This window comes from Ensifer sp. Root423, assembly GCF_001426275.1.
Classification (GTDB): Bacteria; Pseudomonadota; Alphaproteobacteria; order Rhizobiales; family Rhizobiaceae; genus Ensifer; species Ensifer adhaerens.
Genome location: NZ_LMEG01000045.1, coordinates 468,228 through 481,702, shown reverse-complemented (window position 1 = coordinate 481,702; position 13,475 = coordinate 468,228). Strand labels below are relative to the sequence as shown.

The 13,475-nt window shown below is 64.5% G+C and carries 14 protein-coding genes; 4 read left to right on the top strand and 10 right to left on the bottom strand.

Translation table 11 applies throughout. The features are described from left to right. Nucleotides 1-2: 2 nt before the first annotated feature. The 4 genes from ASD01_RS31000 to ASD01_RS30985 all read right to left on the bottom strand — a co-directional run bounded on the left by ASD01_RS31000 (nt 3) and on the right by ASD01_RS30985 (nt 3,309). Nucleotides 3-926 (bottom strand): pirin family protein, encoded by a 924-nt coding sequence (locus ASD01_RS31000; protein ID WP_034801152.1) that lies wholly within the window; start codon nt 924-926, stop codon nt 3-5. A gap of 165 nt (nt 927-1,091) precedes the next feature. Continuing rightward, nucleotides 1,092-1,343: an exodeoxyribonuclease VII small subunit gene (locus tag ASD01_RS30995; protein ID WP_034801154.1), complete on the bottom strand. Its 252-nt coding sequence runs from the start codon at nt 1,341-1,343 to the stop codon at nt 1,092-1,094. 2 nt (nt 1,344-1,345) lie between these two features. Next, nucleotides 1,346-2,275 (bottom strand): histone deacetylase family protein, encoded by a 930-nt coding sequence (locus tag ASD01_RS30990; RefSeq protein ID WP_034801156.1) that lies wholly within the window; start codon nt 2,273-2,275, stop codon nt 1,346-1,348. A gap of 62 nt (nt 2,276-2,337) precedes the next feature. Next, nucleotides 2,338-3,309: a zinc-dependent alcohol dehydrogenase family protein gene (locus ASD01_RS30985; protein ID WP_034801158.1), complete on the bottom strand. Its 972-nt coding sequence runs from the start codon at nt 3,307-3,309 to the stop codon at nt 2,338-2,340. A gap of 16 nt (nt 3,310-3,325) precedes the next feature. Between ASD01_RS30985 and ASD01_RS30980 the strand changes: the two genes are divergently transcribed. Then, the gene (locus tag ASD01_RS30980; protein ID WP_034801160.1) at nt 3,326-3,727 is read left to right on the top strand and encodes an acyl-CoA thioesterase; all 402 of its coding nucleotides are present in this window, start codon (nt 3,326-3,328) and stop codon (nt 3,725-3,727) included. 187 nt (nt 3,728-3,914) lie between these two features. Here the strand turns inward: ASD01_RS30980 and ASD01_RS30975 are convergent, their stop codons facing one another. The 5 genes from ASD01_RS30975 to ASD01_RS30955 are packed head-to-tail and all read right to left on the bottom strand — an operon-like array spanning nt 3,915 to nt 8,460. After that, nucleotides 3,915-5,096, bottom strand: coding sequence for a thiolase family protein (locus ASD01_RS30975; protein WP_034801161.1), 1,182 nt, complete (start codon nt 5,094-5,096; stop codon nt 3,915-3,917). Then, the gene (locus ASD01_RS30970) at nt 5,074-6,576 is read right to left on the bottom strand and encodes an AMP-binding protein (RefSeq protein ID WP_034801164.1); all 1,503 of its coding nucleotides are present in this window, start codon (nt 6,574-6,576) and stop codon (nt 5,074-5,076) included. The genes ASD01_RS30975 and ASD01_RS30970 overlap by 23 nt, the downstream gene beginning before the upstream one ends. A 4-nt stretch (nt 6,577-6,580) precedes the next feature. Then, nucleotides 6,581-7,144: a biotin transporter BioY gene (locus ASD01_RS30965; RefSeq protein ID WP_034801167.1), complete on the bottom strand. Its 564-nt coding sequence runs from the start codon at nt 7,142-7,144 to the stop codon at nt 6,581-6,583. A gap of 36 nt (nt 7,145-7,180) precedes the next feature. After that, nucleotides 7,181-7,786, bottom strand: a complete 606-nt coding sequence (locus ASD01_RS30960) for a CbiQ family ECF transporter T component (protein ID WP_082572959.1) — start codon at nt 7,784-7,786, stop codon at nt 7,181-7,183. Continuing rightward, complete coding sequence (locus ASD01_RS30955) at nt 7,780-8,460, bottom strand: energy-coupling factor ABC transporter ATP-binding protein (protein ID WP_034801169.1); 681 nt, start codon at nt 8,458-8,460, stop codon at nt 7,780-7,782. The genes ASD01_RS30960 and ASD01_RS30955 overlap by 7 nt, the downstream gene beginning before the upstream one ends. A gap of 132 nt (nt 8,461-8,592) precedes the next feature. Here ASD01_RS30955 and ASD01_RS30950 point away from each other — a divergent pair, with 132 nt between their 5' ends. The 3 genes from ASD01_RS30950 to ASD01_RS30940 all read left to right on the top strand — a co-directional run bounded on the left by ASD01_RS30950 (nt 8,593) and on the right by ASD01_RS30940 (nt 12,004). Further along, nucleotides 8,593-9,789 (top strand): winged helix-turn-helix domain-containing protein, encoded by a 1,197-nt coding sequence (locus ASD01_RS30950; RefSeq protein WP_034801172.1) that lies wholly within the window; start codon nt 8,593-8,595, stop codon nt 9,787-9,789. A 136-nt stretch (nt 9,790-9,925) separates the two neighbouring features. Further along, the gene (tldD, locus tag ASD01_RS30945; protein ID WP_034801178.1) at nt 9,926-11,341 is read left to right on the top strand and encodes a metalloprotease TldD; all 1,416 of its coding nucleotides are present in this window, start codon (nt 9,926-9,928) and stop codon (nt 11,339-11,341) included. A gap of 6 nt (nt 11,342-11,347) precedes the next feature. After that, the gene (locus tag ASD01_RS30940; RefSeq protein ID WP_051659574.1) at nt 11,348-12,004 is read left to right on the top strand and encodes a hypothetical protein; all 657 of its coding nucleotides are present in this window, start codon (nt 11,348-11,350) and stop codon (nt 12,002-12,004) included. Between the two features lie 25 nt (nt 12,005-12,029). Here ASD01_RS30940 and ASD01_RS30935 read toward each other — a convergent pair whose 3' ends face one another. Then, the gene (locus tag ASD01_RS30935) at nt 12,030-13,307 is read right to left on the bottom strand and encodes a D-alanyl-D-alanine carboxypeptidase family protein (RefSeq protein WP_082572958.1); all 1,278 of its coding nucleotides are present in this window, start codon (nt 13,305-13,307) and stop codon (nt 12,030-12,032) included. Between the last annotated feature and the right edge of the window lie 168 nt (nt 13,308-13,475).

The following is a 13,475-nucleotide window of genomic DNA, read 5'->3' as shown; positions in this document are numbered from 1 at the left end:
GGTCAGCCCTCGGGCAGCGGAACGAATTCCTCTTCGTCTCCGGGCACGATGTCGAAGCGTCCGCTGCGCCACTCTTCCTTGGCTTTCTCGATGCGCTCCTTCGAAGACGAAACGAAATTCCACCAGATGTGGCGGGACGACCCGAGCGCAGCACCCCCGAAGAGCATCACGTGACAACCCTGCGGTCCGGCCGTGACCGTGATCTCGTCGCCGGCACGGAAGACGAGCAGCTGGTTGTCTGCAAAATGATCGCCGGCAATGATCGCCTCGCCGGAGAGGATATAGAGCGCGCGCTCTTCCCATTGCGCCGCGAAGGGGGCGCTCTTGCCGGGTGCAATGTTGAGATCGACATAGATCGTGTCGGTGAAGACCGAGACCGGCGACTTCGAGCCCTCGAAGTTGCCGATCACCACCCGCGCCTTGATGCCGTCGTCGCTCATATGCGGCAGCATGCGTTCTTCGGTATGGCTGAAGATCGGGTCGATTTCTTCCTTGTGATCGGGCAGCGCCAGCCAGGTCTGCAGGCCCGAGATCGAACGGTCGTGGCCGCGCTGGTTCTCGGGCGAGCGCTCTGAATGCACGATGCCGCGGCCGGCCGTCATCAGGTTCACGTCGCCGGGACGGATGACCATCTCGGTGCCGAGGCTGTCGCGGTGCTTGATCTCGCCGTCGAAGAGATAGGTGACGGTCGAAAGACCGATATGCGGGTGCGGACGCACGTCGATCGCCTCGCCGGCGCGCAGCAGCGCCGGACCCATGCGATCGAAGAAGATGAAGGGGCCGACCAGGCGGCGCTTGGCTGTCGGCAAAGCGCGACGAACCTGCAGCCCGCCGATGTCGCTGGTGCGCGGAACGATCAGATGTTCGATGGCGTCGCAGGCGGGCTTGTCGCCGGCGAGCGGGTCGGGGCCTGGAAAGAAAGACATGGCGCGTGCTCCCGTTTTTGCTGTCGCTTCAAGTCCTAACGCCTATGACATCAGGCGGGTAGGGGCGAAGCAAGGACGCAGTGTTTCCGCGCGACGATCAATCCGATCTTGGCAATTCCGGGAAAAGCGTGAAGCGATTTTCCGCCCGGAATTGCGATGAAACGATCAGTCGGCGTCGAGCGGCTCCACGCCCTGCGGTCTGCCGGCGCGGTCGAGGCGGATCTTTTCGATGCGGTCCTCGGCGGCCTTCAACAGCGCCTCGCAATGCTTCTTCAGCGCTTCGCCGCGCTCGTAGATCTCGATCGACTTGTCGAGGGCGACATCGCCGCGCTCCAGCGCCGAAACGATCCGCTCCAGTTCCTCGACGGCCTGCTCGAAGGAGAGGGCGGAAACGTCCGGTTGCGTAGTGGTGTTCATGTCTACCCTCTCATCAGTCTCAAGATGTGCAGGCCGGCCGATTCGGCCAGGCCCTGAAGGTCATAGCCGCCTTCGAGCAGGCTGACCATGCGGTTGCCAGCGCTGCGATCGGCGATCTCGTGCAGACGCCCGGTCGCCCAGTCGAAATCCTCGGCGACGAGATTGATCTGCGCCAGCGGATCGCGGTGATGCGCGTCGAAGCCGGCGGAGATCAGGATGAAGTCCGGCCGGAAATTGGTGAGTGCTGAAAGCACGCGGCTGCGGAACGCCTCGCGGAAATGTTCACTGCCCATGTTCGGCGACAGCGGCGCGTTGACGACATTGCCCTTGATACCCGTCTCGTCCTTGGCGCCGGTGCCGGGATAGAGCGGCATCTGGTGCGTCGAGCAGAAGAGCACCGAGGGGTCGTCCCAGAAGATGTCCTGCGTGCCGTTGCCGTGGTGCACGTCCCAGTCGACGATCGCGACCCGCTCGGCGCCGTGGACCTTCTGGGCATAGCGGGCGGCGATCGCCACCGTGTTGAAAAGACAGAACCCCATCGCCTTGTTCTTCTCGGCGTGGTGTCCTGGCGGCCGCGCCGCGACGAAGGCGTTGTCGGTCTCGCCGGTAAAGACGGCGTCCACCGCTGCGGTCGCTCCGCCGATCCCGGTTAGCGCCGCGTCGAGGCTCAAGGGGCTGGCACAGGTGTCGGCCTCGAAATGGTTGAGGCCTTCCTCCGGAATGGCGCGCCTGACGGCAGCGAGATGCTCTTCCGGATGTGCGAGCAGGACGAGATCCTCACTCGCCTTCTTCGCCTCGATCCGCTTGAGATCGGAGAAGTTCGGATGTTCGAGCGCAAGGTTCAGCGCCTTCAGCCGGTCCGGCCGCTCGGGATGCCCTTCCGGAACCTCGTGTTCCAGAAAGACCGGATTTTCATAGAGGAACGTGGTCATGCCCGGAACCTAGTGCGCCCACCCTGCAAGGTCCATGGCGAGCCGGTCGAAAGGCGCAATTTTCAACAGCGCGGATCGATGAGCAGCTTGCCGTCGCGGCTCGGATCCGCCTGATGCGCGAGCGCCGCGTCGAGCTTGCTTAGCGGATAGATTTCGGCGATGCGGCTGGAAAAGAGACCCGATCGCAAACCTTCGAAACTCTTGGCAAAGGCCGCTTCGATCACGGGTCGCCCGGCCGAATGCACCCAGGTCCGCAGCCACAGGAAGGAGAAGCGGATGTCCGGCCGCGCCTGGATCGCCGCCTGCGGCACCGGAACGCCGCTGAGCGCCCCATACTGGATGAAGGCGCCGCCCGGTTCGAGCGTGCGCAGAATAAGATCGCCGGCAAACGGACCGCCAACAGCGTCGATGATTGCGTCGAGGCGAAGCTGCGGCACGCGGCCCTCGTCGCCAAACACGATGTGGCCGGGGACCCCGGTTGCCAGCCGCTCGGCGCTGCGCGCGCTGCGGACGATCCCGGTGGCATCCGCGTCTTCGCCGGCCAGCAGCTTCATCAGCATGCCGCCGATCGCCGACCCTGCCGCGGTGACGCCGATACGGCGGCCACCGAGCGGGCCGAAATGTTGGCGCAGCGCCTCGACCAGTTGCAGCGCCGTCAGCGGATTGACGTAGCAGGTGGCCGCATCGGTCTCGCCGATGTCGTCGGGCAGGGCGAAACACCATTCGGCCGGCCGGATCAGATATTCCTGCCAGAGACCGCTGGCACCGATGGGCACCACGCGATCACCGGGTTTCAGCGACGTCACGCCAGGGCCGACGCGCGTCACCGTGCCGAAGCCTTCGAAGCCCGGCACGAAGGGCAGCGTGGTGCGGGCGCTATAGGCGCCAGTCACCGGGATGAGATCGGACGGGTTGATGGCGGCAAGCGACAGCGCAACCTCGACTTCGCCCGCCGCAGGCGCCACGCGCCCGGCGTCGACCATCGCAATCACTTGCCGGGGATCACCGAACTGGCTAACGAGGGTGGAGCGCATCGTCAGGGAGCCTCGCATGGACGGCAGGGAGCTGGAGAACGTCACGGAAATCCGGATTCCGTTTCGCGATATAGACATGCACGGCCACATGCACAATGCCGCCTATTATGCCCACGCCGAGGCCGCGCTTTCCAGCCTCTGGCGTCACCGTCCGCATGTGGTGAACGAGCCGAGCTATCTCGTGCGCCGCTCGGCCTGCGTCTATCACCGTGGTCTGCGCTACGACGAGCCGGCCCGTCTTACCGTCAACGTGGCGAAGGTCGGCGGCAGCTCGATCAGTTTTGTCGTCAAGGTCGAAGCACGCGGCCAACTCGCTGCCGAAGTCGAGGTCGTCTGGGTCGCGGTTGATCCGCAGCGACACACGCCGCTGCCGCTGCCGACGGCGACGCGCGAATGGCTGGCGGCCTATTCGGTCTAGCCAAAGCGATTCCGGGAAAAGCGCGCAGCCGTCACAATAGACGACGCTCCAGCTTTCATGGTGTTTTTGGCCCGTCCAGGCAAAAGGCGCCCCCCCTCTGTCCGGCAGAGCAGAGGGGGCATCTATCTCGTTACCAGACCAGTGTCGCGTACTATGCGAAGCGGTTTTCCGTCCGGAATTGCGCCGCCTAAACCGCGCGAAACAGGGTGACGATGCCCATGCCGCCGCCGACGCCCATCATCGCCAGTCCTTCCGTGCCTTTCGGCGATGCCAGCATCTGCGAGAAAAGCCGGACGGTGAGGATCGCCCCCGAGGCGCCATACGGATGGCCGAGTGCGATGGCGCCGCCGTCGAGATTGACCCTTTCCGCGGCGATATCGAGTTGGTCGAGGCTGCCGAGCACCTGCGAAGCGAAGGCCTCGTTGAATTCGATGAAATCGACCTTTGCCGGATCGAGCGCGGATTGCCGTGCCTTCAGCTTCTGCATTGCCGGGACCGGGCCAAGCCCGAGCAGATTGGGATCGACGCCCGCGGTCGCCGCGTCGACGAATTCGAGTGCGAAGGAAACGCCAAGTCGTTGGGCCTCGGCAAGGTTCGTCACCAGCACCACCGCCGCGCCGTCGTTGATCGGGCAGGCATTGCCGGCCGTTACCGTCCCGCCCTCGACGAAGACCGGCTTCAGCCGTTGCAGCGTCTCCAGCGAAGCATTGGCACGAGGGCACTCATCGCGCGACATAAGGTCCGTCGCTGTTTCGACCGGCACAATCTCGCGGGCGAAGCGGCCGGCAACGGCGGCCTCGACCGCGCGACGGTGGCTTTGAAGCGCAAAGGCGTCCTGGCGCTCACGGGAGATCTTGCAGGCGGTCGCGACGTTTTCGGCGGCGACGCCCATATCCGGATCACCGATCTCGTCTGGTGCCATGCGGGCGCGCTTGACCGGCGCGAGTTCGCCGCCGCGCTCCAGCGGCGGTCTCAGGCGGATATGCGCACGGCTGGCGCTCTCGGCGCCGCCGGCCAGGTAGAAACGGCCGGCGCCCGCCTGGATCATCCGTGCGGCAAGGGTGATCGCCTCCAGCCCGGAACCGCATTGGCGGTCGACGGTGACACCCGGCGTCGAGACCGGCAGGCCGGCTTCGAGGGCGGCGAGCCGGGCGAGATTGCCGGCGCTGTTGGCGGCGTTTCCGAGAAGAACGTCGTCGATCTCGCTCGCCTTTACACCGGTATCGCGGAGAATACGGGCGATCAGCGGTGCCGCCAGCTGCGACGGTTCGATATCGCGAAGCGTGCCGTTGACGCGGCCGATCGGTGTGCGGAGAGCGGCGATAATGACAGGTATGCGTGCCGGGTCAGTCGATGAGTTCGAGAGCATCGTTTCCATCCGCGATCCATTGTCTGAGCGTGCCCGCCGCCACCTTGCCCGACTGCGTCATCGGCATATTCAGGCAGAGCCAGATGCGGCGCGGATGCTTATAGCGCGGCAGGTGGGCGGCGAGATGACGCTCAAGCGCTTCTCGATCAAACATACCGCCTTCCGGCTCGATGACGGCGACGAGTTCGCTGCCGAGATCCGGGTGGTCGAGCCCGAGGACGAGAGCGGCGTGCACGCCGGGATCTGCGGTCAGCGCGGCTTCCACTTCCTGCGGGTAGATGTTGTTGCCGCCCGAAAGCACCATGCCGCCGGACCGGCCGAGGAGGTGCAGGGTGCCGCACTCATCGAGGAAGCCGAGATCGCCGACCGTCGCCAGCGACCCGAGACGACGGAAGCCGGCACCATCGGTGGTGCCGACATACCCGTCGGATATGAGGGCGCTGTCGACGAAGATCGTGCCCGTCTCACGGGTTGGCATTTCGCCCCCCCTGTCGTCGCGAATGCTGAGCGTAACACCCGGGAAGGCACGGCCGACGGCGGTGGCCGAAGCGGTGTCGCCGTTGGTAGCAACACTGATGAAGCCCAGTTCCGAGGCGCCGTAATATTCGATGATATCGGCTTGAGGAAACGCGAGTGCCGCGCTGTCGCGATCGTTTTCGGTCAGCTTGGCGCCGGCGACGGTGATCTGGGTGACGGATGTTTGCGGCCGGTCGGCGGCTGCAGCGCAGAGCCGCCGCAGCATCGTCGGCACCAGCGCCAGTCGCTTGACCTCTTTCGCCTCGACGATGGACATCGCCCGGGAGGCCTCGAAATGCGCGGCCCCGATGAATTCGGCGCCGGCGACAAGGGTTTCGGCAAGCGCATAAAGTGTCAGCCCGTGCGCGAGCGGACCGGGCGCAAAGGTGCGGGTGGCGCGGTCGATGCCGAAGAAGGGTTCGCCCGTGGCCAAGCTTCTGCGCCACGAACCGCGATCGCGGATGATCGCTTTCGGCGTTCCTGTCGTGCCCGAGGTGAAGACGATCAGGAATGGCTCGGTGTCGTCGCCGATTGCGAGCGGCTTTCGCTCGTTGCCTTCGGCCTCGCGAAAGGTTCGCGTCTCGCCGCTTGCGGGCGCATGGAGCGAGAGGTTGGCGCCATCGGCCGTGACAATGAGATCGGGCGAAAGGCGATCGTGCATCGTCTGGCGCGTCGCCTCCGGCAGATGCGGATCGATCAGCGCGACGCAGTTGCCGCCGCTGGTGGCGGCCAGGAAGGCAGCGGCGAAGAGCGGGTGATTGCCCGTCTCCAGTGCGATCAGGCGAGAGCGGTCGCCGAGCACGCTGCGGCGTTCGGCAATCCTAACCAAGTCTCCGAAACGTTCGGCAAGTGCGCCGGCGATGCGTGCGAGGTCACCAAAAGTGAAAACCCGGCCCTCGATTTGGAAGGCCGGGGCATGCGGATGGTCTTGCGCGTGGCGATGGATCGCGGCGGCAAACGGCATCGGCTCAGGCGCGGGCCGGCAACAGCGGATAGCCGGCGTAGACCGCGCGTGCGGCAAGCGTCGCGATCGCAGCCTTCAGCAGGTCGCCCGGAATGAAGGCGAGCGAGCCGGCTGCAACGGTCATGAGCGGGGTGCCGGTGACGGCGGAAACCCAGGGCATGCCGATCGCATAGAGCACGACGATGCCGCCGAGGACGGAGGCGAGGAAGAAGCCGATGAACTGGCGCGTTTCGGCCTGGCCTTCGCGCACGGTGCGCTCGGCGATCAGGCCGGTGACGAAGGTGGCAACGACCCAGCCGATGATGAAGCCGCCCGACGGGCCGGCAAAGACCGCAAGGCCGCCGCGGCCGCCCGAAAGCGCCGGCAGGCCGATGGCGACCAGCAGCAGGAACAGCAGGAAGGCGAGCGCGCCGCGCCTGGCGCCGAGAATGCAGCCGGCGAGCATGACGCCCATGGATTGCGCAGTGATCGGGACCGGAATGAAGCCGAGCGTGATCGGCGGAATGAAGCCGAGCACGACGACGATCGCGGCGAAGAGGGCGATGAGCACGAGATCTCTGGTATTCATGTAGTTCCGCTTCCCTGTTTTTTAGAATTCGCGAATTTATTGACGGCGAAATCCGCGCGCGTCAATCGCGGCAGCAATCGTGTCGGCATCTTTCAGCGTCAGGATGATCAGCGGCCCTATGATCGTCAACGGCCGGACGGGCAGTCCGCGGGCGTGATGGGCTTCGCGGATTGCCTGATAGCGCGCAAAGATATCCGGGACGAAGCGCAGTACGAGCCCGAGCGCCAGGCTGACATCGGCCCCCTTCAGCCAGCCCAGCCGTTCCAGCGGGCTCAAGAGGATGGTGATCTCGTCCATGAAGGCGCTGATCGTCGTCGTCGCCGTGACGGCGGCTGCAAACAGAACCAGCGCCATCAGCCGCAAGGTTAACGTGGCGACCTCGGCAACGGACAGGTAAAAGAGATTGACGGCCGCCAGAAAGAAGATCGTCAGGAAGACGAAGCCGACGCGCTTCAGCGCCTCCTTGGGCGTGAGGCCGGCGGAGAGATAAAGTGCGGCGGCCACGATGAAGGCGATCGCCTGAACCGCGAGCGAAGCGCTCAAAAAAAGGCCGATGCTCGACGCCACGAGTGCCATCAGCTTGACCCTGACCGGCAGCCGGTGGAGCAAGCTGCTGCCCTCGATGTGCAGGCTCGTCAGCATCCGGCGATCTCGTGATAGCGGCGGATCGCGTCTTGCGGGTTGCCGTCGAAGGCAAGACGGCCCTCATGGAAGAGCAATAGCCGTTCGACATTCTCGACGAGACCGAGATCATGGGTGATCACCACCGTATCCTCCGGCAGGTCGTCGATCGCCACGGCGACACGGCGGCGGTTCTTCAGGTCAAGCTGGTTCGTCGGCTCGTCGAGGATCAGGATCTTCGGATCGGTAACGACGACGCTCGCCATGGCGACGAGCTGCGTTTCTCCGCCCGAAAGCTCATGCACGCGCCGCCTTGCCAGGTGTTCGATGCCGAAGCGCGAAAGTGCTGCCTGCATGCGGCGGTCGACTTCTTCGCGCGAAAGCCCGCGGTTTTTCAGCCCGAAGGCGATGTCCTCGGCGACGATCGGCATGATCAGCTGGTTGTGCGGGTTCTGGAAGATGAAGCCGGCCTCGGAAAGCACGGCGCGGTCGTCTTTGATCGTATCGAGCCCGTTGACCGTAACGCCGCCGGAGGAAGGCTTCACCAGACCGTTGATCAGCCGGGCGAAGGTTGTCTTGCCGGAACCGTTGAGGCCGATGATGCCGATCCGTTTTTCGTTGAGCGTGAGCGTCAAGGGGTGCAAAGCCACCCGCTCGCCGAAGCGGACCGCGCAATCGGTAAAGCGGATGTCCATTCCGTTCCTCGCTGTCTCCGGCCCGCGCCGTTTTCGGGTTGCTCTATAGGCCAAGTGCGACAACAAGGGCAATGCAGTCCGCGGACCGATGCGGCATTTGAATTATGGGAATAAAAGCCTATTGTTATCGTCATGACGATTCGCCTTTCCAACAGCGACGCCCGTCGCATCTTCCTCGCCAAGCAGGGCCTTTCAGGCGCGCCCAACCGCGCGCTCGGCAAGGAAGGCCTCTTGAAGCTCATCCACGACATCGGCTTCGTGCAGGTAGACAGCATCGCCACGGTGGAGCGCGCCCATCACCAGATCCTGTTTTCCCGCAACCAGACCTATCGTCGAGAGCATCTGACGGCGCTGCTGGAGGACGATCGCGACCTCTTCGAGCATTGGACCCACGATGCCTCGATCATTCCAAGCAGCTTCTTCCGCTATTGGAAGCATCGCTTCAAATGGGAAGGTGAGACGATCGTCGAGCGGTGGAAGGCGTGGCGTGGCGAAGGCTTTGAAAAAGGCTGCGACGACACTTATCAACGTATTGCCGAAGGCGGCCCGGTGCTCGCCCGAGACTTGAAGGAAGCCGAACACCAGTCTGGCGGCTGGTGGAACTGGCATCCGTCGAAGACGGCGCTGGAAGTGCTGTGGCGCACGGGCAAGCTGGCGATCGCGCGGCGCGAGAATTTCCAGAAGGTCTACGATCTCACGGAAAGAGTGATCCCGCCGCACCACAACGAGGATGACGTCAGCCATCCGGAGTTCATCGACTGGGCTTGCCGCAGTGCGCTGGAGCGTCTCGGCTTTGCCACCCATGGCGAGATTGCCGCCTTCTGGGATCTGGTGTCGCCCGAGGAGGCCAAGACCTGGGTGGCGGAGCATCGCGACGAACTCGTGGAAGTGCAGATCGAAGCGATCGATGGTGGACGCCCGCGTGTCGCCTACGCCTTCGCTGGATTCCCGGACGCACTTGGCGATATCCCTGAGCCGCCGGGCCGGGTGCGGGTGCTGAGCCCCTTCGATCCGCTGCTGCGCGACCGCAATCGTACCGAGCGCCTGTTCGGGTTCTATTATCGCATCGAGATCTTCGTGCCCGAGGCCAAGCGCGAATATGGCTATTACGTCTTCCCGCTGATCGAGGGCGACCGGTTGATCGGCCGCATCGACATGAAGGCGGACCGCAAGCGCGGCAGCCTCGATGTCCGCAAGCTCTGGCTCGAAAAGGGCGTCCGCGCCTCGGCAGGGCGCCTGGAACGCATCGATGCCGAGCTCGATCGGGTTGCCCGCTTCGCCGGCGTCGAGCGGGTGGAACGGCTCGACGGCTGGAATACGTCGCTGTAGCGACTTGAGCTGCTGCATGCTTGCGTCGATCAGTGCGGATCGAGGAAACATGCGGCCTGTGATATTTTCCTTGGCTTGAACCCGCCGCCTTCCTAAATGGAGGCGATAGAAATTCCTGACGCGGGAGCGTGCCACTATGAACACCGATCTGATGAGCCTCTTCGATGCCGACGAGGCAACGGTCCGCAAGGTTCTCTCGGAAACGCTCGCCGGTGCCGACGACGGCGAACTGTTCCTCGAACATGCGCAGGCCGAGGTGCTTTCCTTCGACAACGGCCGGCTAAAGGGCGGCAGCTTCAATACCGACCAGGGTTTTGGCTTGCGCGCCGTTGCCGGCGAAGCGGTCGGCTACGCGCATTCCGGCGAACTTTCGCTTTCGGCGCTCCGCCGTGCTTCCGATGCGGTGGCGCAGGTGACGCGCGGTTATGCCGGTTCCTATGCCGCAGCCCCTCAGCGCACCAACAAGAAACTCTACGGCGACGAAAACCCGATCGGCGAACCGAGCTTCGAGGCGAAGGTCGCGCTGCTCCAGGAAATCGACGCCTATCTGCGCGCCAAGGATCCGAAGGTCCGTCAGGTGACGGCGACCATCGCCGCTAGCTGGCAGGTCGTCGACATCCTTCGCGCCGATGGCCACCGCGTCCATGACGTCCGGCCGATGACCCGCATCAACATCTCCGTCGTCACCGGCGAAGGCGATCGCCAGGAAAGCGGCTCCTTCGGCACCGGCGGGCGTCGCGGCTTCGGCGATTTCGTCACCGCGGAAAACTGGAAGCAGGGCGCCGACGAGGCGCTGCGCCAGGCACTCGTCAATCTCGAAGCGATCGATGCGCCCGCCGGCACCATGGACGTGGTGCTTGCCTCCGGCTGGCCGGGCGTCATGCTGCACGAAGCCGTCGGCCATGGCCTGGAAGGGGACTTCAACCGCAAGAAGACCTCGGCTTTTGCCGGCCTGCTGGGCCAGCAGGTGGCCGCCAAGGGCGTGACGGTCGTCGACGACGGCACCATCGAGGCCCGCCGCGGCTCGATTTCGATCGACGACGAGGGCACGCCGTCCGGCTACAACGTGCTGATCGAGGACGGCAAGCTCGTCGGCTACATGCAGGACCGGCAGAACGCCCGGCTGATGGGCATGCAGCCGACCGGCAACGGCCGTCGCCAGGGCTATGCCCATGTGCCGATGCCGCGCATGACCAATACCTACATGCTCTCCGGCGACAAAACGCCGGAGGAAATCATCGCCTCGGTCAAGAAGGGCATCTATGCCGTCTCCTTCGGCGGCGGCCAGGTGGACATCACCTCCGGCAAGTTCGTCTTCGGCTGCACCGAGGCCTACCTGATCGAAAACGGCAAGATCGGCGCGCCGGTGAAGGGCGCCATGTTGATCGGCAACGGTCCGGACGCGATGAAGCGTGTCACCATGGTCGGCAACGACACCAAGCTCGACACGGGCATCGGCAATTGCGGCAAGGCCGGCCAATGGGTACCGGTCGGCGTCGGCCAGCCGCATCTGCGCATGGATCAGATCACCGTCGGCGGCACGCAGGCGTAAGGTCCGATGGCGGTCTTCAAGCTGTCCTTTCTGTCGCCGAAGACCGCCACACCGACGCACGAACTGAGGTTTGATCGCGATGCCGCCGAGATCGCGCGGGCGTTGGGCCTGCGCAACGGCGTCTTCCTGGATCATGCCTGCTACCGTCTGGATCAAGACGACCTGACGCTGCTGGCGTCGGCCGTCGGGCTTGCCTTGCCAGAAACAGGCGAGGAAGCTGAGCTTCGGCGGCCGCATGCGTTCGATACCGTGCCCTATCTGGTGCACACCGGCTATGAGCTTCCGCTGATGCTGGAAGGGCGCAAGCCCTTCGCCTTCTTCAGCGACGATGCCGCGTCGCCCTGGCTTGCCGAAACCAAAGAGTTGTTCGCGCCGCACGTTGCCGACGGAACTTTGCTTGCGGACATGTTCGAGTTCTCGCGGATGTGCCCGACAACGACCGGTGGCGAGAAGGAGCAGAGGGTTCTCTACCTCACCTATGCGTTGCCGGGGGATGAGTGGCGTTTCGAGCGCTTCAGGCAACGCTGCCACCAGCTCTTTTGCAATTGGCGCCCATGGACGGCAGAAGACGAGCGCGAGGAGGGGCTGCTGCTTGGCTATAGCCAGGAGCAGTGCGACTGGTGGCTCGCCAACCGCTTCCGTAGAGCCGTCGTGCAAGAGTGACGAAGGCTCTGAGGCCGGCGGCCAATCAGCCGCGCGACGGCAGCATCATGCAGTCATAGGAGCGCTCTTTGAGGGCATCGCAGGCTGCCGCTGCCGCGTCGCGGCTCGAAAAGCCGACGAAGCGGGCACGATAGATCGCTTTGGCACCCTTACCGACGGCTTCCGTGTAGGGCGTGGCGCCCGCGAGCGGCGCACCGGCTTCCGAGCGCGCCTGCGCCAGCAGCATGCGCGCAGCCTCGGCTGATGGTGCCGCCGAAATCTGGATCTGCCAGCCGCCTGACGCAGCTGGAACTGCAGCCGTCGTTTCGATCTCGGCAAGCTCCGTCGGTCGTTCCGCGGGGATGGCGGACGTCGATGTCGCTGTAATCAGGGCAGCAACCGAATCCCGCTTGGCCCGCTGCGGTGCGGTGTAGGGCATCGGAACCTCGGATGTCGCGACCGCGGCTACTTCGACGGGGGCTTCAATCGTCTTGCCGCCGCGCTTGGATGCCACCAGCTGCCGTCCGCCCTTGGCTGCCTTGCCGACATGGCGATCGAGAAGGGCCGCCATCTTGGCGTCGCGGCTGCGCGCCGTCTTGCCGCCGAGAACGACGCCGACCACCCGGCGATTGCCGTCCTTGACGGCGCTGACGAGGTTGAAGCCGGAGGCATTGGTGTAGCCGGTCTTGATGCCGTCCATGCCGTCGTAGCGGTACATCAGGTTGTTGTGCCCCCGCACCTTGCGGCCGCGGAAATTGAAGCTTTCGGTCGCAAACAGCCGGTACTCCCTGGGGAAGTCGCGCATCAGCGCCACGGCGAGCGTCGACATTTCACGCGCCGTCGTCACCTGCTTGCTGGCAGGCAGGCCGGAGGCATTGATGAAGATGGTCTTGCTCATGCCGAGCTGACGCGCCTTGGCGGTCATCATGCGGGCGAAATTCGCCTCGGAGCCGCCGAGCTTCTCGGCCATCGCTGCCGCGGCATCGTTGCCCGAGCGCACGATCATGCCGAGGACCGCCTCGCGCACCGTGATCGTCATGCCGGACTTGAGGCCGAGCCGCATCGGCGGCTTGGCGGCCGCCGCCTTCGAAACCTTGATCTTGCTGTCCCAGGAAAGCTTGCCGCTCTTCAGCGCCTCGAAGGCCATATAGACCGTCATCATCTTGGTCAGGGAGGCAGGATGATTGAGGACATCGGCGTTTTCAGACGAGAGGACCTTGCCGGTGCGCGCATCGAGCACCAGCGAGGCGCTTCCGGCGACGGCTGTCGCCGTCCCGAGCGCCAGTGCGAAGGTCGCCAGCAGGAGGCAGCGCAAAGTTTTCATATCGATCCCCGTCGAGTAGCGCCCTCGGCAAGGCGCAAAGCTGTTTCGTTTTGTGACAAGATCCGTGTCTTTGCTGCAACTTTAGGGCGGAATGTGGCGAGCCGACCTTGTTTTCGAGGTTGTGGTAAATGGCCGATGAACGCTCTCCCCGTTCAACAAGGTTTAACG